The sequence below is a fragment of the Nonomuraea terrae genome, assembly GCF_004348995.1.
Taxonomy (GTDB): Bacteria; Actinomycetota; Actinomycetes; order Streptosporangiales; family Streptosporangiaceae; genus Nonomuraea; species Nonomuraea terrae.
Window position 1 is genome coordinate 13,033 of record NZ_SMKQ01000033.1, and the last position, 21,439, is coordinate 34,471.

Below are 21,439 nucleotides of genomic sequence, written 5' to 3' on the forward strand. Positions count from 1 at the left end.
GTCATTCCTTTCGGAGCCTCGGGGCTCCTCTGGGTCATTTCCCCAATCCGAGATCACAATTCAGCGAATGAGCTGTTATCGCAAGTGTTAGAACGATATGGGCGAAGTAAGTGGGAAATGACGACATTAGTGGTTTACTTGAGACCGCTGTGGTCGTCGCGCTCGTGGATGAGTCGTGCGACGAGCGCCGACTGACCGGGCAGCCCCCGCTCGGGCACCTTCGCCCCCGTCAGCCGCTCCCAGGCGAGCCCCATCGCGTACGCGGCCCCGAGCACCGCCGCCGCGCTCCACCGGTCCGGCGGCGCCACCTCCAGCACCGGCGAAGGCACCGGTGCGGGCGCCGTCGAGACCCCACCCGCCCGCGCCTGCACCGGGAACCCGTCGGGCTCCGTGGACTCCGCCGCCGAGGCGCCGGTCAGGCCGGCCCGCCGCAGCTCCTCGTACGCCGCGCGCAGCCGGTGGTCCAGCAGGCTGGGCAGCCTCCCGCCGGAGTCGGACAGGTCGGCCAGGAACGCGGCCGCGCCGGCCCGCGGATCGGGCAGGAACTCCAGCGCCTCCACGAGGTCGTACAGGGTGTGGGAGAAGTGCGCCTCGGGGTCGTTCTCGACCAGCAGCGCCCGGCACAGCCGCGCCGGGCAGCGCTCCAGCCACACGCGGCGCAGCGCCGCGGCGTCGTCGGGGTCGGTCAGCTCGGGCCTGCGCAGCATGGGCTCGACCATGGTGAGCAGCGCGAGCGCCCGGGGCCTGAACCGGGTGTCGAGCAGCAGGAGCTGCGCCGTGTCGGCCATCACGGCGGCCAACCGCAGAGCCTCGCGCGTGCGGCCCGCGCGCATCCGCTCGGCCACGAGCGTGACGAGGTCGAGCAGCGGCGGCGCGGGCAGCCAGCGCACCCAGTCGTCGCCGGGCAGCGAACGGCGCAGGTATTCGCCGAACACGGTGATCAGCCGCTCGTTGCCGTCGAACGCCGGCGCGTACGCCGACCACATGATCGTGCCCCAGACGGCCGCGACCGTGCCGGGCACGTCGGAGCCGAACACGTCGCCGAAGGCCGTCAGCGGGTAGTCGAGCTCGGACTTGCGGCCGCTGGCCCGCAGCAGCACCCTGAGCTGCTCGGTGAGGCGCTCGGGCACGTCGGGGCCGATGAACGCCTGGGTCGAGCCGGGCTCGGCGTGGAAGTCGTAGCCGTCGGGCACCACGGTGTCGGGCAGCCCCGCCGCCGGATGCCCCACCTGGCGCGCCCGCGTGCCACGGGGCGGAGGGGCCGGCAGCCAGCGGCCGTCGGCCGGGTCGAGCAGGCGCCAGCGCGCGTGTGCGCCGAACAACCACCGGTCGCCGTCGGGGGTCACGAGAATCCTGGCCGCCAGGACGTGGGCCCGGTCGGGCACCGAGAGCCCCTGCCAGCGTGGGTCGGCGACCATCGCGCGGACCTCCGCCTCGGTGGCGGTGAACGCATCCCAGGGTGGCACGGCCGTCATCGTACTGGGCATCCTCGGATCATCCTTCAGGTTCTCACGGCAGAATGTCCCCTATGAGGGCGAAGGTTGCAGGAATGTTGGCAGTCGTGTGCGTGCTCACCGGATGCGGTACGACCACGTCGGCGCAGCCGACGCTCTCCGGGCCGGGTGTGCTCACGCTGGAGAACGCCAAGCCGCCCGCGCCGGGCGGGGAGGTGGGCGGCGCCTCGACGGAGTTCGACGACGCGGACGACCTGTCGATGTGGACGAAGCTGAGCGAGACCGAGAAGGACGTCGACCGCATCACCAAGCTCGACGTGAACAAGACCGCCAAGGGCGCGATGTACCTGGAGCCGAACACGTCGGCCTGGTTCGACGTGTTCCGCGGGCCGTATGTCTACCAGGACCTCGCCGGCGACATCGTCATGCACGCCCGGGTCAAGGTCACCGGGAAGAGCGCCGGGTGGCCCAAGCGGAAGTTCTCCCTCGGCGGCCTGATGGCCCGCCAGCCGAACTCGTACGCCAAGCCCAACTGGGTGTCGATCACCGTCGGGACCGGCGAGAAGAGCGGTCAGGTCGAGGTGAAGTACACCCAGGACGGCAGCTCCAAGCCGCAGGAACTGGCGGTCAAGGAGGGGTGGGTCGACCTGGTGCTGGCCCGGGTGGGCCGCGTCTTCGTCGCGCTGTACAAGGAGGAGGGCGGCCAGTGGAAGGTGGGCCGGCGCTGGCCCTCGACCCTGCCCGACGTGCTCCAGTGGGGCGTCACCGCCTACACCGACTGGGACAGCTACAGCACGCTCAAGAAGGACGCCGACAAGGGCAACGCCAAGCAGGTCAAGGGCACGCCCGACCTCAAGCTCACCGTCGACTTCGTGCGTTTCCTGCGGCCCGAGCTGCCCGAATACGCCGATCCGCTCAACGACGCCTCGGTGCCGGACCAGGTGCTGATCAAAGCGATGACGCCCGCCGGTGCCTGAGCGCCTTGGCCATGTAGGTGTCGGGCGTGCGGGCGAAGGAGTCGCGGTCGTCGTCGGTGAGCTCGCGGACGATCTTGCCGGGCACCCCGGCCACGAGCACGCCGGCCGGGATTTTCTTTCCGGGCGGCACGAGCGCCCCGGCGGCCACGAGCGTGCCCGCGCCGATGTGGGCGCGGCCCAGCACGATCGCGCCGATGCCGATCAGCGCGCCCGACTCGACGTGGGCGCCGTGCACCATCGCCTTGTGGCCCAGGCTGACCCGGTCTTCGAGGATGGCGGGCTCGCCGGGATCGGAGTGGAGGCACGACAGGTCCTGGACGTTGCACTCGTCGCCGACCTCGATGCGCTCGTCGTCGCCGCGGAGCACGGAGCCGTACCAGATGCTGGACGCTCTGCCGATGCGCACGTCGCCGACCACGACGGCGCCGGGCGCGATGTACGCCTCGGGGTGAATGTCCGGGACTGCCCCGTTGTCCAACGCTGCTATGTACATTCGACACATCGTAATTCCAGGTCCGGGTATGGCGTTCGGGTTGCGGACGTGGGCAGATGGCAGGAAAGTCGTTTCCTGACGTCTCGTCGCCAGACCCTCACAACCTGCAGTTTTCCCCCGCCTCACGCAAACCCTTAGGTAACCCCCATGACGAACCAGCACGAGAGCTTCCCCGACCTGATGCAAGAGGACACCTTCGAGGTCGTGATGCGCGGTTACAACCGCCGTCAGGTCCACGACTACATCATCCGTACCCGTAACCAGATACGGGATCTGGAAGAGCGGCTGGCGCGGGCGCTCGACCAGGCCGAGCAGGGCCGGATCGAGCTGGCGGAGGCCAGGCGGCGCATGGTCGAGACGCCCCAGAGCTACGAGGACCTCAGCCCCCGGCTCGCGCAGATCCTGCGGCTCGGCGAGGAGGAGGCCCAGGCCAAGCGGGAGGACGCCGAGGCCGAGGCCGCCGCCCTCCGGGAGGCCGCCAAGACGGAGGCCGACCGGCTGCTGACGTCCTCGCGCGAGACGGCCGACAAGATCCTGACCTCCGCGCAGGCCGAGGCCGAGCGGCGGGTCGGCGAGGCGACGCAGGCGGCCGAGCGCATGCTCGCCCAGGCGGGCGCCGACGCCGAGGAGCAGCGCGGCGCGGCCCGCGCCGAGGCCGAGGAGGTGCAGCGGGAATCGCGCGCCGAGGCCGAGCACCTGCTCTCGTCCTCGCAGGCCGAGGCCGAGCACGTGCTCTCGTCGGCGCGCACGGAGGCCGAGCAGCTGCTGCAGTCCGCCAACGCCCAGGCCGAGCAGCTCGTGACGGGCGCCCACGCGGAGGCCGAGCAGCTCGTGACCGGGGCGCGTGCCGAGGCCGAGCAGATGCTGGCGGCGGCGCAGCAGCGCACCGCGGTGCTGGACGAGCAGGCGGGGCGCCGGGTCGAATACCTGAGCAACACGCACACCGAGGTGGTGCGGCGGCTGACGGAGATCAGCTCGGTGCTCGGGGATCTCATGCACGCCGAGTCGGCGGCGGGGCCGCTGGTGCCCGAGACCGCCGCGCTGCCGGTGGCTCAGCCCGCTCAGCCTGCCCAGGCGCAGGAGGACGTGCGGGTGATCGTCGAGGAGGACGAGGTGGAGGAGGAGCCGCGCGAGACGCCCGTCTCCGACGACACCGACGTGAACATCGGCCGGCTCTCGGAAGCCGGCAAGTAGGCGAACAGCGGGCGGAAGCCCCCGCCCCCGATTGGGTCGGGGGCTTCCGCGTTCGTGGCCCCTCCGGGTTGGGGGCCCGGTGCCGGGGCCGCCTGGACGCAGGACCAGGCACCGGGCTGCTTGAGTACGCCGGCCGCGGAACGGTCCACGGCCCGCGTCAAGGAGGGGCGGGGCCGGATTGCCGAGGGTGCTGCTCGCCGGCCCGCCTCTCCTGGTCCCGGAGGAGGTCGCGCAGGCCCTCCGGGTCGTCCGCGTCGATGGTCATCGCGCATCCGGCATCGCGCTGCGCCGCGCTCAGCGGATGGTGTCTCGTGGCCCACCAGCGGCCGGCATCGCTCCGCCAGATGGTCCACTGGGGGTAGTCCCGGGCGATTTCGGCAAGATGCCGATCAAAGGACATCCTGTCCACCCTTCCCGGACCCCCAGGCGAGGTTTCCATCTCCTTTCCGAAGATGCGGCACCTCTCTAGAGAATTCAATGATCGTGATGGATAGCCTGTCGTGACCTAGGCGTCGAAGTCGTACTGCAGCACGTACGCCGCCGAGTCCAGGACCATCTCGTTGAGCTCGACCGGCACCCCGCCCGAGGTGTACGCGGTGCGTGAGATCACCATCACCGGTGTGCCGCCGGGCAGGTCGAGCAGCGCGCTCTCACGGGGCCCCGGCATGCGGGCGCGCACCTCCTCGGTGAAGTGGGCCGGCGGGATGCCGAGGTCGCCGAGCCGGGCGTAGACGCCGCCCGGTCCGGTGTCCGGGAGGGTGATCGCACTTCCCTCGACGAGGTGGGCGGGGAAGTACGAGGTCGCCAGTTGCACGGGCCGCGAGTCGACGCAGTAGCGGCGGCGGCGCACCCAGACCTGGCCGCTCTCCAGGACGGCCGCCACCTCCTCGCCGGCCCGCTCCAGCGTCACCTCCACGCGGTCCACGCTGAACGTCCGGCCGCGGGTGTCGGCGTCCCAGATGGACCGGCCCTGGCCCCACTGCTCGCGTGACAGCCGGCGTGAGCCGTGCCTGCGGATCGGTTTGAACAGCCGCACATAAACCCCCGAGCCTCGTTTGGGCACCGCCAGACCTTCGTTGATCAACACGGCAAGCGCCTGCCTGGCGGTGGCTCTGGCGATCGCGTGTTCGGCCATCAGCGCGTTCTCGCCCGGTAGTCGGTCCCCGTCGCGCAGTTCGCCGGACAGAATCCGGGCGCGGAGGCCGTCGGCGATGCGTCGATAGATAGGGGGCTCGTGGGGTACCGGGGATTCAGACAACTTTGATCACCCTCTGTCACCAACCAGGTAGTGGCGTCTCCAGAGAACTTGCCCCGTCTTGTCCACGATCGCACAGATACAGAGGTTGGTCGCGAGCTTCTTTTGAGCGGATCGTGCCTATGTGGTGAACTACGGAGTGTTTCAGCGGGCCGTTATCGTGGAACGGTCCCAGCCGGATCTCGACCGGCCCACCAGCGGTGGGTAACCAAAGAGAAGATCACGGCGCCCGCGGTGTTGAGCAGCACGTCGTCCACGGACGAGAATCGGCCCAGTCTCAGCGCGTACTGGAGCGCCTCGACGGTGACCGAAAACGCCGCCGCGACGGCCGCGACGCGGGCGGCCGACGACAGCGCGCGGCTGCGTACGGGCAGCAGGGCGCCGAGCGCGGCGAAGACCAGCAGATTGCCTCCGACCTGCACGAAGACCGTCTGCCACGGCGCCCCCGCCAGGTCGGCGAGGTCGTGGAACGGCATCAGTCCGACGCCTGTCGGGCCGTCGGAGGGCGTCAGGATCATCCAGACCCAGGGCGTGGTGCCGACCACGATGCCGACGTCGGCGAGGGCCGTACGCAGGGGTGCGGGGTGGCCGGCGCGGGCACGGCGGCGGGAGAGCGCCATGATCGCCGGCACCGCCAGAAGGGCGGTAAAAGTACCAGCAATAATGACATTTCCCCACAATTCCCATGTGTGCGCCATCCGGCCATCATCCCGATGATCTAGGGGTACCGGAAGCTGTCCTTCCGGACAGGTCACCCGGCCGGCAGATGCTCGGCCAGAAAGGCCGTCGCCACCGCCCACGCACGCTCGGCCGGCGCCGGCTGGTGGAACATCGGCGCCTCGCTGTTGTGGAAGGCGTGACCGGCCTCCTCCTCGACGTGCACGACGACGTTGGGCCGGCCCGCGGCGGCCCGCTCGACGGCGGCCACCCACTCGCGCGGGATGTACGGATCGCTGCCCCCGAAGACCAGCAGCAGCGGCGCGGCGATGCGCTCCATCAGCCCGGTCGCGTCGGGCACGGCCGAGCCGTAGAACGACAACACCGCGCCCAGCTCGATCTGGGTGGCCAGCATGTACGCCACCGAGCCGCCCAGGCAGAAGCCGACCGCGCCGACGCGGCCGTCCACCCCCGGCAGCGCCCGCAGATGGGAGACGGTGAGCGCGCAGTCGGACACCCCGTGGGCGAGGTCGAAGCCCTTGGACAGCTCGATGGCCGCCTGCGTGCCCTCCGGCGTGTGCTCGGCCAGCCAGTTGGGGGTCAACCGCCAGAACAGGTCGGGCGCGGCCACCACGTAGCCCCGCCCGGCCAGCTCCGTGGCCACCTTCTCGATGTACGGCCCCACGCCGTAGATCTCCTGGACCAGGACCAGGGCGGGGCCGGACGTCGCGTCCGGCAGCCACAGGCGTACGTCGAAGGAGCCGTCGTGGGCGGTGATGTGATCGGTACGGGTCCGCATGTCCACCAGCATCGCGCATGGCGCGCTCAGCGATCCGGCGAGACGATGCGCAGGAGAGGTTCCGTGTCCCGGAAGGGAGGCAGACATGAGGAGAGCGCTGTGCTGACCCACTTCATCGGCGGCGGGCCGCTCGCCGCCGGAAAGTCCTTTCCCGTCCACGACCCGGTGACCGGAGCGGTGGTCAGGCACGTCCACGAGGCCGACCCGGAGGTCGCCGACCGGGCGGTGCGGGCGGCCAGGGAGGCGGCGCGCGACTGGGCGGCGCTGCCCGTCGGCGAGCGCGCCGGCTGGATGCGCCGCCTGGCCGAGGGCATCGAGCGGCGCTTCGACGACCTGGTGGCGGCCGAGATCGCCGACACCGGCAAACCCCTGGAGCAGACCCGCACCCTCGACATCCCCCGGGGCATCGCCAACTTCCGCGCCTTCGCCGAGATCGCCGCCCAGCGGCCGGACGACGCCTTCCACCTGGCGGGCGTGCTCAGCTACACCGTGCACAGGCCGCTCGGGGTCGTCGCGGTGATCGTCCCGTGGAACCTGCCGTTCCTGCTGATGACCTGGAAGCTCGCGCCCGCCCTCGTCTCGGGCAACACCGTGGTGGTCAAGCCGTCGGAGCACACGCCGGGCTCGGCCGCCGTGTTCGCCGAGATCTGCGCCGAGACCGGCCTCCCTCCCGGCGTGGTGAACATCATCTTCGGGTACGGCTCCGCCGGCCGGCTCCTCGTCGAGCACCCCGGCGTGGACGCCGTCACGTTCACGGGCTCGACCGCCACCGGGACGGCGATCATGCGGACGGTCGCCGAGCGGGTCAAGCCGATCTCGTTCGAGCTGGGCGGCAAGAACGCCGGTCTGGTCTTCGAGGACTGCGACCTCGACCGGGCGGTGGAGGGCACGGCGCGGTCGGTCTTCACCAACGGCGGGCAGGTCTGCCTGTGCACCGAGCGCCTCTACGTGCAACGCTCGATCTTCGAGGAGTTCTGCGGCAGGCTGGCCCAGAGCGCCCGGGAGGTGGAGCCGCAGCCGATGATCTCGGCGGAACACCGCGACAAGGTGCTGTCCTTCTACGCCCTGGCCCGCTCGGAGGGAGCCAAGGTGCTCACGGGAGGCGGCGTCCCGGTGTTCAACGATCACCGCGATTCCGGATATTTCGTGGAACCGACAGTAGTGGCAGGCTTGTCGGAATGGTCGAGATTCAATCGCGAGGAAATCTTCGGTCCCGTGTGCCACGTCGCGCCGTTCGACAGTGAGGCCGAGGCGATCGACCTCGCCAACGGCAGCGACTACGGCCTGGCCGCCACGCTCTGGACCACGAACCTCGACCGGGCGCACCGCGTGGCGCAGCGGCTGGAGGCCGGGCTGGTCTGGGTCAACACCTGGTATCTGCGCGACCTGCGCACGCCGTTCGGCGGCGTCAAGCTGTCGGGCATCGGCCGGGAGGGCGGCGCCCGGTCGCTCGACTTCTACTCAGAACCCACCACGATCACCATCAAACTGGAGCAATCGGATGCATGACGAATGGTCCCAGGCGGTGGACGTGCCCGCCCAGGCCGCCGACCGGCTGGCCGAGGCAGCGCGTTCCGGCGAACCGTGCGCGCCGATCAGGGACCTGGTCAGCACGGCGGCCGACGCGTACGCCGTCCAGGAGATCGGCACGAGACGGGCGCTCGACGAGGGGAGGCGGCCGGTAGGCAGGAAGATCGGCCTGACCAACCTGGCCGTGCAACGCCAGCTCGGCGTCGAGCAGCCCGACTTCGGCATCCTCTTCGCCGACATGTGCTACGGCGACGGGCTGCCCGTGCCGATCGGGCGGTTCCTGCAGCCGCGCGCCGAGGCCGAGGTGGCGCTGGTGCTCGGCCGCGATTTGGAGGGCGGCCCGTTCACGGTGGTCGACGTGATCAGGGCGGTGGAGTTCGCGCTGCCCGCGATCGAGATCGCCGACTCGCGGATCACCGACTGGGACATCACCGAGGCCGACACGATCGCCGACAACGCCTCGGCGGGCGCGTTCGTGCTGGGCGGCACGCCGATGCCGTTGATGGGGCTCGACCTGCGGGCGGCCGCGATGACGATGACGCGCGGCGGCGAGGAGGTCTCGGCCGGCTCCGGCGCGGACTGCCTGGGCAACCCGCTCAACGCCGCCGCCTGGCTGGCCACCCGGCTCGGCCGCACGCGCTACCCGCTGCGGGCCGGCGACGTGGTGCTGACGGGGGCGCTCGGGCCGGTCGTGTCCGCCGGGCCCGGAGACGTGTTCGAGGCGCGCATCGAGGGGCTGGGCGCCGTACGTGCGGTGTTCGGCACGTGAGGGAGCGGGCCCGGGCCATCCGCGTGCCGGGCAAGGCCACCCCGCGCGGGCGCTTCCCGCACGTCAAGAGGGCCGGTGACTTCCTGTACCTCTCGGGCACGAGCTGTCGCCGCCCCGACGACACGTTCGTGGGCGTCGAGGTCGACAAGCACGGCGCCACGACCCTCGACATCCGCGCCCAGACACGGGCGGTCATCGAGAACGTCGGCGACATCCTCAAGGCCGCCGGAGGCTCGCTGGCCGACCTCGTGGAGATCACCACATACCTGGTCAACATGAACGACTTCCGCGGCTACAACGAGGTCTACGCGGAGTTCTTCGACGAAGAGGGCCCCGCCCGCACCACCGTCGCCGTGCACCAGCTCCCGCACCCCCATCTGCTCATCGAGATGCGCGCCGTCGCCTACCACCCCCTGGAGCGATCATGATTTCCCCCATCGACTTCACGAAGTGGATCGACGAGCACGCCCACCTGCACAAGCCCCCGGTCGGCAACAAGGTGGTCTTCGAGCAGGCGGACGACTTCATCGTCATGGTCGTCGGCGGCCCCAACAGCCGCACCGACTTCCACGTGGACCCGTACGAGGAGCTCTTCTACCAGGTGCGGGGGAACATGCACGTGAACGTCGTCACCGAGAACGGGCCCGAGACCGTGCACGTCCGCGAAGGCCAGATGTGGCTGCTGCCGCCGCGCATGCCCCACTCGCCGCAGCGGCCGGAGGCCGGGTCGGTGGGGCTGGTGGTCGAGCGCGTCAGGCCGGAGGGCACACTGGAGAGGTACCAGTGGTACTGCATGGAGTGCGGCGCCCTCGTCCACGAGGTCGAGCTGCAGGTGCGCGACATCGTCAAGGACCTGCCGCCGGTCTTCGAGGCCTTCTACGGAGACGAGCGGGCCCGCACCTGCGGCCGGTGCGGCGCGCTCCACCCGGGCAAGGGCTGAATGGTCACCGACGTCCACACGCACTACGTGCCCCGGGGCTGGCCCGAGCTGGGCTGGCCCGGGGCTCCCCGGCTGAGGGTCGACTCCGGGCGTGAGGCGACGATCCTGGTCGGCGACCGGGAGTTCCGCACGATCCGGGACGACTGCTGGGACCCGCGAGTCCGCCTGGAGCGCATGGACCGCGACGGCGTGGACCGGCAGGTCGTCTCGCCCACACCGGTCTTCTTCGGCTATGACCGGCCGGCCGCCGAGGGCGTGCGCATCGCGAAGGTCTTCAACGACCTGGCGCTGGAGATCTGCCGGGACGAGCGGCTGATCCCGTTCTGCCAGGTGCCGCTGCAGGACCCCGGGCTGGCCTGCGCCGAGCTCGACCGGTGCCTGGCGAACGGGCACCGGGGCGTGGAGATCGGCAACCACGTCGGCGACCGCGACCTCGACGACCCAGGCGTGGTGGAGTTCCTCCAGGAGTGCGCCGCGCGGAACGTGCCCGTCTTCGTGCACCCGTGGGACATGCCCGCCGGACCGCGCGTCACCCGGTGGATGGCGCAGTGGCTGGTCGGGATGCCCGCCGAGACGCACCTGTCGATCCTGGCGATGATCCTCGGCGGCGTGTTCGACCGCGTGCCGGACAGCCTGCGGATCTGCTTCGCGCACGGTGGCGGCTCGTTCGCGTTCTGGCTCGGCCGGTTCGAGAACGCCTGGCACCGCAGGCCCGGCGTGGTCGGCGTCTCCGCGTTCCCGCCGTCCCACTACCTCGGCCGGTTCTCCGTCGACTCCGCGGTCTTCGACGAGCGCGCGCTGCGGCTGCTGGTCGACACCCTGGGGACGGACCACGTGATGCTGGGCAGCGACTTCCCGTACCCGCTGGGGGAGTCGCCGTCCGGCGGGCTGATCCGGCGCGCGGGCTTCCTGTCGGAGACGGCCAGGGCCAAGCTGCTCGGGGGCAACGCCGAGGTGTTCCTGGGTTGCGACAATGGGGTGAAAACGGAACAGGAGTGATCCGGTGCCTGATCGTCACCATTGCCTCGCCCTCGACGCCGACGATCCGCTGCGGGCGTTCAGGGACGAGTTCGTGCTCCCCGAGGGTGTCGTCTACCTCGTCGGCAACTCGCTAGGCGCGCTGCCGCGCCGTACCGCCGAGCGGGTACGGCGGACGGTCGAGGACGAATGGGGCAAGGAGCTCGTCGGCGGCTGGAACACCGCCGGCTGGTACGACCAGCCGCTGCGGGCCGGCGACCGGATCGCCCCGCTGATCGGCGTGGGCCCCGGCCAGGTCGTCGCGGGCAACACGACCTCCATCGCGATCTTCCAGGCGCTCGCGGCGGCGCTGCGGCTGCGGCCCGACCGCCGTGTGATCGTCTCCGAGGTGCACAACTTCCCCACCGACCACTACATCGTCCAGGGGCTGGCCGGGCTGCTCGGCGGCTACGAGGTGCGCGACCTCGCCGAGCGGCGCTTCGACGACGCGGCCGTGGTGCTGCTGTCGGAGGTCGACTACCGGACGGGCGCCCGCCAGGACGTACCCGCCGTCACCGCCGAGGCGCACGCGGCCGGGGCGCTCATCGTCTGGGACCTGTGCCACAGCGCCGGCGTCATGGAGGTGGACGTCTCCGAAGCCGACTTCGCGGTGGGATGCACGTACAAGTACCTGAACGCCGGGCCCGGCGCGCCCGCGTTCCTCTACGTGAACCCGCGCCACCACGCCACCGCCGAGAACGTGCTGTCCGGCTGGTTCGCCCACGCCGAGCCGTTCGCGTTCGAGGAGGGCTTCCGCCCGGCCGAGGGGATCAGGCGGTTCGCGGTGAGCACGCCGCACGTGGTGTCGTTCGCGGCCCTGGAGGCGGCGCTCGACATCTGGGAACGCGTGCCGATGGCGCAGGTGCGGGCCAAGAGCATGGCTCTGACCTCGCTCTTCGTCGAGCTGGTCGGCGACGCGCTGGAGCTGGCCTCGCCCGCAGACCCGCAGGCGCGCGGCAGCCAGGTGAGCTTCCGCCACCCCGACGGCTACCCGGTGATGCGGGCGCTGATCGACCGCGGCGTGCACGGCGACTTCCGGGCGCCCGACATCCTCCGGTTCGGCTTCGCGCCGCTCTACACCTCCTACACCGACGTCCACGACGCCGCCGCCACGCTGCTGGAGGTGCTCGGCGAGGAGCTCTGGCGCCAGGAGAAGTACGCCCGCCGGCTGTCGGTCACCTGAGCTCGTCGAGCAGCTTGACCGCGCGCTTGGGCGCGACCGCGCGGTAGCTCTCCTCGACCCAGTCGCGCAGCACCTCCGACGGCGGCAGCTCCGCCTGGAACGGCACGGTCACCCAGCCCGCCTTGCCCAGGCCGTAGCCGCTGGGGGCCGCGCCCTCGACGCTCAGCGCGTGGCCGTGCGCCGCCGAGCGCAGCTTCACGCCGAACGTCGGCCGCCACTTGTCGGTCGGCTCGTCCACGCCGAGGAAGAGGAAGATCTTCTTGCCGACCTTGATCACCGTGTCGCCCCACGGGTGATCTTCGCGGGCCTCGGGCAGCCCGAGCGCGAACGCTCGGAGCTCTTCGCGGGTCTCGTGCCAGTCGCTCATGTTCGCGCCCCTAACCTCGGAACTCGGTGAGCTTGCGGTCGATGGCGTCCCTGATGCGGTCGCGGGCCTCCATGCGGGGCACGCCCGCCATCAGCAGACGGTCGTAGTCGGTGTCGAGGTGGCGGATCGAGGCGATGACGGCGAGCGTGATGGCGTTCTCGTCGAGCGCCTTGGCCGCCGCAGTCCGGCCCACCCGGCCGCTGCCGCGCTGGGCGGCGTGCCCGGCGATCTTCCGCGCCCGCTCCTCCGGACAGCCCGGGAACAGCCGGGCGATCTCGGCGGCCATCCGTGCCTGGAAGTCGACGTCCTGCTGCTCCCTGCGCTCGCGGTCGCGTTCGCGGCGGCGCTGCCGTACCTCCTCGTCGGCCAGGCAGCGCTCCTCGGCCGCGGCCAGCGCCGCCTCCTCCACCAGCACGCCGACACGCTGGTAGACCTTGCGCCGGCGGTTGTAGCGCACCACCACCGCCGACAGGCCGCTCTCCTGCTTGGCCCGGCGGCTCAGCGCCGCGTTGCCCGACGGCAGGAACACCAGGTGGTCCATGTCGGCGCAGGTCAGGCAGTGGGGCCTGTCGTCCTCCATGATCAGGTAGGGGCCGGTGTCGCCGCACGACGCGCACGTCCAGGCGTCGAGTGGGGCCACCGCGACCAGGTCGGGCGCCTTGCTCTGCGCCTCGGTGAGCCGGCGCACCCGGGCCTCGCCGAGGTCGGGGGAGAGCCAGTGCACCCGGAACGGCTCCTGCTCCGGCCCCGAGGTGAAACGCAGCTCGCGCCGGTCGCGGGTGCCGGCCACGTACGGCGTCTCCACCGGCTTGAGACCCTTGGCCTGCGCCCAGTCACGCAGCAGGACGGCCGTGGTGAGCAGGCGCTCCTCGTCGACCGCGGCCAGCTCGGCCAGCGTGGCCGCCCGGCCCTGCCGCCAGATGTCGACGTGGCGGGAGTGCAGCCAGCGCAGGCCCGTCACCACGTCGATGAATGTCACGTACTTCCGGGTGGTCAGCGCGACCTCGGCCGCCTCGGCGACCCGGCGCGCCAGGTTGGGCTTGCTCACCGGGCCTGCTCCGTCGGCCCGGTGAGCATGGCGCTGTGTCTGTCGGTTCGCTCGCTCCGCTCTCTCACGGCCCTAGTTTCCCGCGCCTTTGCGCGTGACGCGGCTTTCCTTGTACGACTTGCGGCAAGTAACCCCTTCGGCCCCGCAGAACCACGGGCCTGGAGGAAATCGTGCGTCTGTTCTGGCCCGCCCTTCTCATCCTCGCCACCTCGTGCGGCGTGGCGGAGGGCGGTACGCAACCCGTCGTCACCGGCGAGTTCGGCAGCAAGCCGAAGGTCGCCATCCCCAAGGGCAAGCCCGGCCGCACGCCGCGGATCACCGTGCTGTCCATGGGCACCGGACGGCGTACGGTCCCGGGAGACGTGGTGCTCGCGGACGTCGACATCCGCCGCTGGTCCGGCAACCAGCCGTACATGAGCACCTACGACGGCAACCAGCCGACCACCGTGGTGTTCGACGGCAGGCGGGTGTCGGAGACCTGGCGGCAGTCGCTCATCGGCCGGCCGGCGGGCAGCCGCGTCATGCTGGTCGGCCCGGCCGCCGAGGCCCTCGGTCCCGACGTGCCGCTGACCGGGCTCGCGCCCGCCGACATGCTCGTGCTCGTCTTCGACATCCTCGGCGGCTACCCGCCGGACGCCCGCCTCGTCGGGCGCGCCCTGCCGGTCGTCCCGGCCGACCTCGCGCCGGGAGAGCCGGCGCGCACGCTCATCGACGGGTCGGGCCGCACGGTCGAGGCGGGGTCGAAGGTGGTCGTCCAGTACGTGGCGGCGTCGTGGCCCGAGAGGACCGTCGTGGACTCCTCGTACCGGAGGGGAGGGCCCAGCGCGTTCACGCTCAAGGAGGGCGCCGTGCCGGCGGCCTGGCTCGGCGCCCTCACAGGGCAGCGGGTGGGCAGTCGCGTGGCCGTGGCGTCGGCGGGCGAACCGCCGATGCTGTACGTCATCGACGTCCTCGACACCATCGGCCACGCCTAGCGCCCGGGGGCGTCAGCCGCAGTGCTCGAACGGGCTGTCGTACCGCGACGACCCGGCCGAGCCGCCCCACTTGACGCACGTGCTCGCCGCCTGCGCGGTGACCGGCCCGGCGTAGTAGCCGAAGTTGCCGGAGTCCGTCCGTCTCGTGCTGCCCTGCACCTCCAGGTACGCGCTGACCGCCGAGGCCGTGCCGACCGAGGTCGACTTGAGGGTGACGACGCAGTTGTTGCCGTTGCCGGTGTTGTAGAGCAGGTAGACCGTGCCGCCGGTGAGGCCGGCCGAGTCGATCACGTTGTAGCCCGAGCCGCAGACCTGCTCCGGCGTGTACGGGTTCGCCGAGCCGCCGCAGTTGCGGGAGGTGAGCGTCTGCTGCGGGTACCCGAACGTGACGCCGTTGAAGACCGCCCGCTGGATGTTGGACGGATAGCTGCTCCCGAGCCGTACCTCGTAGTGGAGGTGAGGCGAGATGTTGTTGCCCGGCCGGCTCGTGTTGCCCAGGGTGCCGATCCGCTGGCCCTGCGAGACCGACTGCCCGGCGCTGACCGAACGGGTGTTGAGATGCGCGTAGTACGTCGACCAGCCGCCCCCGTGGTCGATCTTGACCAGGTTGCCGAAGCCGTTCGTGGAGCCCTGGTGGGCGGAGATCGCCACCGTGCCGGCCGCGGCGGCCACCACCGGGTCGCCGAGATCGGCGTCCGCGGTGCTGCCCCGGTTGAAGTCGATCTCATACGACTGGTGCGCGCTGCTGGCGCTGGAGTTGCCCGTCCAGCTCTGGCCGCAGGGGAACGGCAGCTGGAAGTTCGTGGCGAGTGTCTGGATCGGGTCCTGGGCCTGTTCGGGCTGCGGTTGTGGCTGGGGATCCGCGGCGGCAGCGGGGGCCGTCGCGAGGGTGAGTAACAGGGCGAGGCCCGCGGCCATTGCTCCGCTGAGCTTCATGGGGTGATCCTTTCCCGAGGGAGATCTGAGAACAGGGTCCGCGCGGCCCGTACAAGAATCGTCCAGAACCGATACAAAGAGCTGTCAGGCCTCTGTAGAGGAGCTGATGCGGATGACGGTCACCTTCCACGTGCTCGGGCCGCTAGAGGTGCGCTCCGACGGGCGTCCCCTCCGGATCTCCGGCAGGAAGCCGCGGCTGCTGCTCGCCACCCTGCTGCTCGACGCGGGCCGCGTGGTCTCCGCCGACCGGCTGGTCGAGGTGCTCTGGCCGCAGCGCCCGCCGCGATCCGCGCAGGCCAACCTGCGCACGTACGTCAGCTCGCTGCGCTCCGGCCTCGGGGCAGGGTGGCTGCGCGCGGACGGTAGCGGCTACGCCATCGACGTGCCCGGCGGCGCGCTCGACCTGCTGGTGTTCGAGGAGCTGGTCGACCGGGGCGACTACGCAGGGGCGCTCGCCCTGTGGCGCGGGGCCCCGCTGTGCGACCTGCCCGGCAGCCCGCTGTGGGACCGCAGGATCGAAGCCCTCGACGCGTTGCGCCTGCGCGCCGCCGAGGCGCTGGCCGAGCGCCGCATCGAGGGCGGCGACCACGACGGCGCCGTTTCCGCGCTGCGCGCGCTGCTGGCCGAGCACCCCTACCGCGAGGACCTGTGGAGGCACCTCCTGCTGACCCTGCACCGCGGCGGGCGCAAGGCCGAGGCTTTGCGGACGTACGCCGCCGTGCGGGACCGGCTCGTGGACGAGCTCGGCGTCGAGCCGGGGGCGGGGCTGCGGGCGGCGTACGAGGTGATCCTGGCGGACGACGCGCTCCCGGCCGCGCCCCGCCAGCTCCCGCCCGATCTGCCCGACTTCACCGGACGGGCCGGCGCGCTGGCCGAGCTGCGCGGGCCGTTCTCCGTCGCGGTGATCTCGGGGCCGCCAGGGGTGGGCAAGTCGGCGCTTGCCGTGCACGCGGCGCACGCCCTGCGCACGGCGTACCCGGCCGGGCAGCTCTACCTGGAGCTCGGCGGCCGGGACCCGGCCGGGCCGCTGGCCGAGGCGCTGCGGGCGCTCGGCGTCGAGCAGCCGCCGCCGACCGTGCCCGAGCGCTCGGCGCTGCTGCGCTCGCTGCTGGCCGAACGTCCCATGCTGGTGCTGCTGGCCGACGCCCGCGACGCCGCCCAGGTCAGGCCGCTGCTGCCCGGCAACGGCAGCGCTGTGATCGTCACCAGCCGGCGCAGGATCACCGAGCTGCCCGGCGCGGTGTGCGTCCAGCTGGGGCCGTTCGAGCAGGAGGAGGCGCTGACGCTGCTCGGCCGGGTGGCGGGGGCCGAGCGGGTGGCGCGCGAACGCGAGGCGGCCCGCGCCATCGTGGCCGCCTGCGGCGGGCTGCCGCTGGCCGTCAGGAACGCGGGCGCCCGCCTGGCCGCCCGCTCCGGCTGGTCGCTGGCGGTGCTGCGGCAGCGGCTGCAGGACGACTGGCTCGCCGAACTGGGTGACGTACGGGCCACCCTCGACCACGGGTACGCCCGCCTGCCTCGCGAGGCCGCCCACGCTCTCGGCACGCTGGGCCGGCTCGGCGCGCGGGCCCAGCCCGGCTGGGTGGTCGACGCGGCACTCGGCCGCCACGTCACCGACCTGCTGGTGGACGTCAACCTGCTCGACCCGGTCGGCACCGACCCGGCGGGCCAGCCACGCTACCGGGTGCCCGACCTCATCGGCCGCCACGCCCTCGAACGCGGCCCCGCACTGCTGGGCGACGGCGTGATCGGGCTCGACGGCGGGCTCGGCGGCGCGCTCGACGGTGTGAGCCGGATGCTGGCGGCGTGGACGGCGACCGCCGAGCACGCCATGGCCCGGCTGCCCACCACCGTCTTCAGCCTCACCGCCGACCGGGCGCCGCGCCGCCCGCTGCCGGCGCACCAGCTCGAACGGCTGACCGCCGACCCGGTGACGTGGTTCGAGGCCGAGCACGAGGCGCTCGCGGACGCGGTCGAGGCGGCGGCCGGGCTCGGGCTCGCGGAGCCCGCGTGGGGGCTGGCCGCCGCCATGGTGCCGTACCTGGATCTGCGCTGTCACCTCGGCACGTGGCGGCGTACGCACACGGCTGCCCTGGCCGCCGCCCGCGCGGCCGGCGACACGTACGGCGAGGCCGCCATGCTCAGGGGCCTGGCCCAGGTGGACCTCTACCAGGACCGGTACGACGAGTCGGCCGCCGGCTTCACCCGCTCCCGCCGGATATTTCGCGATTTAGGCGACAGCAGGGCCGAGGCCATCTCCATCTGCGGGCTCGGCGCGGTCGCCCAGTTCCGCGGCCGGAACGCCCGTGCGCTCGCCCGCTTCCGCCAGGCCCTGGCGGTCTTCCTGTCCATCGGCGACCGGCACGGCGAGGCGTTCGCCCGCCAGGCCATCGGCCGCGTGTGCCTGCAGTCAGGAGACCAGCACGGCGCGCGGGAGTCGCTGACCCGGGCCGTCCTCCTGGCCAGGGAGCTCGGGGACGCGCACCGCGAGGGCTGCGTCTGCCTGCAGCTGGGCCGGCTGCACCGGGAGATGTCGTTCCACCGGCACGCGCTGGAGATCTTCGAGTCGCTGGGCGACCGGCACTGCGGGGCGTACGCGCTGCAGGGTCTGGCCGGGCTGCAGGCCGCCCAGGGCGATTTGGTGCGGGCCTTCACCGGGCTGGAACGCTCGCTCGCCGTCTTCAGGGAGCTGGGCGACCGCAGCGGCGAGGCGTCGGCCACCCAGCTCCTCGGCGAGCTGCACCGGTCGGCCGGGCGCACGGGGCTCGCGCTCGACTACCTCAGGCACGCCGGCGCCCTGCGCCGCAACCTGCCCGCCTGAATCAATCGGACGAAGGGCCGAGGTCGGAGCGGAGCATGCTGTAGAGCACGCCGTCACGCCACTCGCCGGCCCGGAAGCCGGCACCGCGCAGGACGCCCTCGCGGGTGAAACCGGCCTTCTCCAGCGCCCGCTGCTCGGCCACGTTGGTGATCTCCGTGGAGGCCTCGACGCGGTTGGCCGTCGAGTGCTCGAAGAGGTAGCGGGCGAGCAGCCGCTGCGCCTGGGTGCCGTGGCCCTTGCCGCGCTGCTCCGGGGCCACGATCAGCCCCATCTCCCAGTAGTGGCTGGCCCGGTTGGCGACCCGCTTGCGGAACGAGACGAAGCCCACCGGGTCGTCGCCGTCCGCGATGATCAACATGCTGTGGTCGTCGCCGAGCAGCCCGTCCTCGGCCCACCGCTTGCGCATCGCGTGCGGGTTCTGGAAGCCGTACCACTCGAACTCGCCGCCGCCTTCGGGGTCGCTCGTGAGGCGGTGGAGGAGGGAAAGATCTTTCTCGCTGACAGGTCGAAGGCGAATGGTCATGAGCCGGACACTATGCGACGGACGAGCCGTCTGAGCCGCGACTCATGAAGCGGGGCGTGCTGCAGGGCCGCGAGCGCCTCGGCCGCGCTCGGGCGCTTGCCGGGGGAGTGGTCGAGCATCCGGCGCACGACCTCGGGCACGTCGGGGCCGTGGGCGTCGGCGCTGGTCGGCAGGTGGCCGGTGAGCAGCTGGTAGGCGATGACGCCGGCCGCGTAGACGTCGGAGGCGGTGCTCATCTGGTCGGCCCGCTCCTGGCACTCGGGCGCGACGTAGTGGGCGTCGAGCACGTTGCCCAGCTCGTGGACCAGGGTGTAGTTGCGCGGCCCCGGCTTGGCGTAGTCGAAGCCGGTCAGCACCGCGTGGCCGTCGTCGGTGACCAGCACGGACGCGGGGGTGAGCGCCCGGTGGATCACACCGTTGGCGTGGGCGTGCGCGAGCCCGCTCAGCAGGTCCTGGATCACGCCGAGCCGGGCGCCCTGGCCCAGCGCCAGGTGCAGGGCCTGGCCGTGCACGTCGTCGAGCACCAGCACGAACCGGCTCTCGTCGTCGATCGCGAAGAAGTCGCGCGAGCGCACCACGCACGGGTGGGGCGGGATGCGGGCCAGCGTCTGGTAGGCGTTGGCGATGCGCTGCCGCTCGGCCGCCCGCGCCTCGTTGTCCGCCAGCGGGTCGGCCTGGTAGACCCGCAGCAGCACCGTCTCGCTGCCCGGCAGCGTGGCGTTGAACGCGCGATATTCGGTGACCTTGGCGTCGCCGCCGAGCTGCTCCTCGACCTCCCAGTTGCCGAACCGGGGCGGCGCCTCGCTGCGGCGCACGGTCTGGTTGAGCGCGTCGAGGATCGCCGTCAGATACGGCCGTACGTCGGGGCTGCAGCCGCGCCTGACCCGCGAGACGTCGCTCATCGTGGCGATCAGGCGGGGCAGGTCGGTGACGTTGACCGCGTCGCGCCCGGCCGGGTCGACCAGCTCGGCGTCGGGCGAGGTGAGCACGACCAGGCTGTCGACGTAGACGCGTTCGAGCTGCGTGGCTCTGGAGACGAGCAGGCCCTTGAGCGCCTTGGCCGTGCCGCGCAGCTTCGTCACGGGAGAGCCGAACGCCTCCCTGCGCGGCGGGAACCAGCGCACGCCCGACACCTCGATGCGGCCGCGGGTGCCCTTGACGTCGACCACCACGAGCGAGTGGCCGGTCAGGACGATCAGGTCGACCTCGAACACGTCGTGGCCGCGCGGGACCTCGACGTTGTGCAGCAGCAGCCAGTCGGCGGGGGCGTGGTCGCGCAGATAGGCGATCACACGCCGCTCCGCGTCGTTGACCGGACGTCCTCCGCCGACGATCTGTGCCATGCCGTCTATCCTCGCACGGGTTCCTATTGACAACATGTTGTCGTAATGACAAGATGTTGTCATGAAGCGAATCGTTCACCACGCCGTCTACGACACGCTCGCCGACTGGGAGACCGGGCACGCGACCGCACACCTGCACAGCGGGCGCTACCACCGCGAGCCCGGCGGCTACGAGATCGTCACCGTGGGCCTGACCGCGGACCCGGTCGTCACCATGGGCGGCGTGCGCGTCGCCCCCGACCTGACGCTCGACCAGCTCTCGCCGGCCGACAGCGCACTGTTCATCCTTCCCGGCGCCGACCTGTGGGACACCGGTGACACGCTGGCGCCGTTCGCGCGCAAGGCGGGGGAGTTCCTGGCGGCGGGGGTGCCGGTCGCGGCCATCTGCGGCGCCACCGCGGGGCTCGCCCGCGAGGGGCTGCTCGACGACCGCGACCACACCAGCGCGGTGGTGCACTACCTGATGGCCCAGGAGGGGTACGCCGGCGCCGCCCGCTACGTCGACGCCGACGCGGTGCTCGGGGGCGACCTCATCACGGCCGGGCCGACGGAGCCGGTGGCCTTCGCCAGGGAGATCTTCCGCCGGCTCGACGTCTGCCGGCCCGAGGTGCTCGACGCCTGGTTCCGGCTGTTCGCCAGGAGCGACGCGACGGCCTTCGAGGTGCTGGCGGCGGCATGAGCGAGAGCGCCGAGCTGTTGTCGGGGCTGGCGCTCGGGGCGTTCCGGCTCAACGGCCAGTTCCTGCACGTGGCCGAGGGGCTGGCCCGGCCGGTGGGGATGACGGCGGCGTGGTGGCAGGTCCTCGGGGCCGTCCTGCGCGAGCCGCTGCCGGTCGCGGGGATCGCCAGGGCCATGGGGATGACCCGGCAGGGTGTTCAGCGGATCGCCGACCTGCTGGTGGAGCGGGGGCTGGCCGAATACCGGCCCAACCCGGCCCACCGCCGGGCCAAACTGCTGCAGCCCACGGACGCCGGCCGCGCGGCCATCGCCGAGATCGTCCCCGCCCACCAGGCCTTCGCCGACCGCCTGGTGGACGAACTGGGCGTCGAGACCGCGCGCGACTGCCTCCAGGCGCTCCAGCGCCTCTCGGCGGCCCTCGACGGCCTCACCGAGCAACCGTGAGGGCCGTCATCGGCCCCGGCCTCCTCGCCCAGTAGCCGTG

General features: G+C 72.0%; 22 protein-coding genes. 12 read left to right on the forward strand and 10 right to left on the reverse strand.

The genetic code is table 11. From position 1 onward, the window contains the following. Positions 1-134: 134 nt before the first annotated feature. Entirely contained in the window at positions 135-1,475 is a 1,341-nt protein-coding gene (locus E1286_RS14195; RefSeq protein ID WP_132612607.1) for a hypothetical protein, read from the reverse strand. A 74-nt stretch (positions 1,476-1,549) separates the two neighbouring features. Here E1286_RS14195 and E1286_RS14200 point away from each other — a divergent pair, with 74 nt between their 5' ends. Next, a complete protein-coding gene (locus tag E1286_RS14200) occupies positions 1,550-2,431 on the forward strand; it encodes a hypothetical protein (protein WP_132612527.1) in 882 nt (293 codons plus the stop codon). Here E1286_RS14200 and E1286_RS14205 read toward each other — a convergent pair. After that, the gene (locus E1286_RS14205) at positions 2,403-2,924 is read right to left on the reverse strand and encodes a gamma carbonic anhydrase family protein (RefSeq protein WP_187368164.1); all 522 of its coding nucleotides are present in this window, start codon (positions 2,922-2,924) and stop codon (positions 2,403-2,405) included. The genes E1286_RS14200 and E1286_RS14205 overlap by 29 nt on opposite strands. 147 nt (positions 2,925-3,071) lie before the next feature. Here E1286_RS14205 and E1286_RS14210 point away from each other — a divergent pair, with 147 nt between their 5' ends. Further along, the gene (locus E1286_RS14210) at positions 3,072-4,118 is read left to right on the forward strand and encodes a hypothetical protein (protein ID WP_132612531.1); all 1,047 of its coding nucleotides are present in this window, start codon (positions 3,072-3,074) and stop codon (positions 4,116-4,118) included. 505 nt (positions 4,119-4,623) lie between these two features. Here the strand turns inward: E1286_RS14210 and E1286_RS14220 are convergent. From E1286_RS14220 to E1286_RS14230, 3 genes are all read right to left on the reverse strand, one after another. After that, entirely contained in the window at positions 4,624-5,376 is a 753-nt protein-coding gene (locus E1286_RS14220) for a GntR family transcriptional regulator (RefSeq protein WP_132612535.1), read from the reverse strand. 152 nt (positions 5,377-5,528) lie between these two features. Continuing rightward, positions 5,529-6,005, reverse strand: a complete 477-nt coding sequence (locus E1286_RS14225; protein WP_223189949.1) for a VanZ family protein — start codon at positions 6,003-6,005, stop codon at positions 5,529-5,531. Between the two features lie 119 nt (positions 6,006-6,124). After that, positions 6,125-6,829, reverse strand: coding sequence for a dienelactone hydrolase family protein (locus tag E1286_RS14230; RefSeq protein WP_132612539.1), 705 nt, complete (start codon positions 6,827-6,829; stop codon positions 6,125-6,127). 99 nt (positions 6,830-6,928) lie between these two features. Here E1286_RS14230 and E1286_RS14235 point away from each other — a divergent pair, with 99 nt between their 5' ends. Genes E1286_RS14235 through kynU form a run of 6 tightly spaced genes read left to right on the forward strand, consistent with a single transcriptional unit; the run spans position 6,929 to position 12,268 of the window. Next, on the forward strand, positions 6,929-8,338 hold the full coding sequence (locus tag E1286_RS14235) for an aldehyde dehydrogenase family protein (protein WP_132612541.1): 1,410 nt from the start codon (positions 6,929-6,931) through the stop codon (positions 8,336-8,338). After that, a complete protein-coding gene (locus E1286_RS14240) occupies positions 8,331-9,128 on the forward strand; it encodes a 2-keto-4-pentenoate hydratase (protein WP_132612543.1) in 798 nt (265 codons plus the stop codon). The genes E1286_RS14235 and E1286_RS14240 overlap by 8 nt, the downstream gene beginning before the upstream one ends. Further along, positions 9,125-9,556: a RidA family protein gene (locus tag E1286_RS14245; protein WP_132612545.1), complete on the forward strand. Its 432-nt coding sequence runs from the start codon at positions 9,125-9,127 to the stop codon at positions 9,554-9,556. The genes E1286_RS14240 and E1286_RS14245 overlap by 4 nt, the downstream gene beginning before the upstream one ends. Continuing rightward, complete coding sequence (locus tag E1286_RS14250) at positions 9,553-10,068, forward strand: 3-hydroxyanthranilate 3,4-dioxygenase (protein WP_132612547.1); 516 nt, start codon at positions 9,553-9,555, stop codon at positions 10,066-10,068. The genes E1286_RS14245 and E1286_RS14250 overlap by 4 nt, the downstream gene beginning before the upstream one ends. Next, positions 10,069-11,067, forward strand: a complete 999-nt coding sequence (locus E1286_RS14255; protein ID WP_132612549.1) for an amidohydrolase family protein — start codon at positions 10,069-10,071, stop codon at positions 11,065-11,067. It begins immediately after the preceding gene. 4 nt (positions 11,068-11,071) lie between these two features. Continuing rightward, complete coding sequence (gene kynU / locus E1286_RS14260; protein WP_132612551.1) at positions 11,072-12,268, forward strand: kynureninase; 1,197 nt, start codon at positions 11,072-11,074, stop codon at positions 12,266-12,268. Here kynU and E1286_RS14265 read toward each other — a convergent pair. Continuing rightward, positions 12,261-12,635, reverse strand: a complete 375-nt coding sequence (locus E1286_RS14265) for an MmcQ/YjbR family DNA-binding protein (protein ID WP_132612553.1) — start codon at positions 12,633-12,635, stop codon at positions 12,261-12,263. The genes kynU and E1286_RS14265 overlap by 8 nt on opposite strands. A gap of 10 nt (positions 12,636-12,645) precedes the next feature. Beyond that, positions 12,646-13,683, reverse strand: coding sequence for a DUF2293 domain-containing protein (locus E1286_RS14270; protein ID WP_132612555.1), 1,038 nt, complete (start codon positions 13,681-13,683; stop codon positions 12,646-12,648). 170 nt (positions 13,684-13,853) lie between these two features. Between E1286_RS14270 and E1286_RS14275 the strand changes: the two genes are divergently transcribed. Beyond that, a complete protein-coding gene (locus tag E1286_RS14275) occupies positions 13,854-14,657 on the forward strand; it encodes an FKBP-type peptidyl-prolyl cis-trans isomerase (RefSeq protein ID WP_132612557.1) in 804 nt (267 codons plus the stop codon). A gap of 12 nt (positions 14,658-14,669) precedes the next feature. Here E1286_RS14275 and E1286_RS14280 read toward each other — a convergent pair whose 3' ends face one another. After that, positions 14,670-15,593, reverse strand: coding sequence for a M23 family metallopeptidase (locus tag E1286_RS14280; RefSeq protein WP_132612559.1), 924 nt, complete (start codon positions 15,591-15,593; stop codon positions 14,670-14,672). Between the two features lie 112 nt (positions 15,594-15,705). Here E1286_RS14280 and E1286_RS14285 point away from each other — a divergent pair, with 112 nt between their 5' ends. Continuing rightward, complete coding sequence (locus tag E1286_RS14285; RefSeq protein WP_132612561.1) at positions 15,706-18,411, forward strand: AfsR/SARP family transcriptional regulator; 2,706 nt, start codon at positions 15,706-15,708, stop codon at positions 18,409-18,411. 1 nt (position 18,412) lies between these two features. Here E1286_RS14285 and E1286_RS14290 read toward each other — a convergent pair whose 3' ends face one another. Continuing rightward, entirely contained in the window at positions 18,413-18,934 is a 522-nt protein-coding gene (locus tag E1286_RS14290; protein WP_132612563.1) for a GNAT family N-acetyltransferase, read from the reverse strand. Then, complete coding sequence (mads6, locus tag E1286_RS14295; RefSeq protein ID WP_132612565.1) at positions 18,931-20,277, reverse strand: methylation-associated defense system protein kinase MAD6; 1,347 nt, start codon at positions 20,275-20,277, stop codon at positions 18,931-18,933. Before mads6 ends, E1286_RS14290 begins: the two co-directional genes overlap by 4 nt. Before the next feature lie 61 nt (positions 20,278-20,338). Between mads6 and E1286_RS14300 the strand changes: the two genes are divergently transcribed. Continuing rightward, positions 20,339-20,956 carry a DJ-1/PfpI family protein gene (locus E1286_RS14300; RefSeq protein ID WP_132612567.1) on the forward strand — a complete coding sequence of 206 codons (618 nt, stop codon included), beginning with the start codon at positions 20,339-20,341 and terminating at the stop codon, positions 20,954-20,956. After that, positions 20,953-21,399: a MarR family winged helix-turn-helix transcriptional regulator gene (locus E1286_RS14305; protein WP_132612569.1), complete on the forward strand. Its 447-nt coding sequence runs from the start codon at positions 20,953-20,955 to the stop codon at positions 21,397-21,399. Before E1286_RS14300 ends, E1286_RS14305 begins: the two co-directional genes overlap by 4 nt. The last annotated feature ends 40 nt before the right edge of the window (positions 21,400-21,439 follow it).

Excerpts from the sequence above, each read along its gene's own strand:
- E1286_RS14280 (WP_132612559.1), bottom strand. The coding sequence starts at position 15,593 with ATGAAGCTCAGCGGAGCAATGGCCGCGGGCCTCGCCCTGTTACTCACC.
- E1286_RS14290 (WP_132612563.1), bottom strand. The coding sequence starts at position 18,934 with ATGACCATTCGCCTTCGACCTGTCAGCGAGAAAGATCTTTCCCTCCTC.
- E1286_RS14305 (WP_132612569.1), top strand. The coding sequence starts at position 20,953 with ATGAGCGAGAGCGCCGAGCTGTTGTCGGGGCTGGCGCTCGGGGCGTTC.
- E1286_RS14200 (WP_132612527.1), top strand. The coding sequence starts at position 1,550 with ATGTTGGCAGTCGTGTGCGTGCTCACCGGATGCGGTACGACCACGTCG.
- E1286_RS14255 (WP_132612549.1), top strand. The coding sequence starts at position 10,069 with ATGGTCACCGACGTCCACACGCACTACGTGCCCCGGGGCTGGCCCGAG.
- E1286_RS14195 (WP_132612607.1), bottom strand. The coding sequence starts at position 1,475 with ATGACGGCCGTGCCACCCTGGGATGCGTTCACCGCCACCGAGGCGGAG.
- E1286_RS14265 (WP_132612553.1), bottom strand. The coding sequence starts at position 12,635 with ATGAGCGACTGGCACGAGACCCGCGAAGAGCTCCGAGCGTTCGCGCTC.
- E1286_RS14210 (WP_132612531.1), top strand. The coding sequence starts at position 3,072 with ATGACGAACCAGCACGAGAGCTTCCCCGACCTGATGCAAGAGGACACC.
- E1286_RS14300 (WP_132612567.1), top strand. The coding sequence starts at position 20,339 with ATGAAGCGAATCGTTCACCACGCCGTCTACGACACGCTCGCCGACTGG.
- E1286_RS14250 (WP_132612547.1), top strand. The coding sequence starts at position 9,553 with ATGATTTCCCCCATCGACTTCACGAAGTGGATCGACGAGCACGCCCAC.
- E1286_RS14230 (WP_132612539.1), bottom strand. The coding sequence starts at position 6,829 with ATGCGGACCCGTACCGATCACATCACCGCCCACGACGGCTCCTTCGAC.
- E1286_RS14240 (WP_132612543.1), top strand. The coding sequence starts at position 8,331 with ATGCATGACGAATGGTCCCAGGCGGTGGACGTGCCCGCCCAGGCCGCC.
- mads6 (WP_132612565.1), bottom strand. The coding sequence starts at position 20,277 with ATGGCACAGATCGTCGGCGGAGGACGTCCGGTCAACGACGCGGAGCGG.
- E1286_RS14205 (WP_187368164.1), bottom strand. The coding sequence starts at position 2,924 with ATGTACATAGCAGCGTTGGACAACGGGGCAGTCCCGGACATTCACCCC.
- E1286_RS14285 (WP_132612561.1), top strand. The coding sequence starts at position 15,706 with ATGACGGTCACCTTCCACGTGCTCGGGCCGCTAGAGGTGCGCTCCGAC.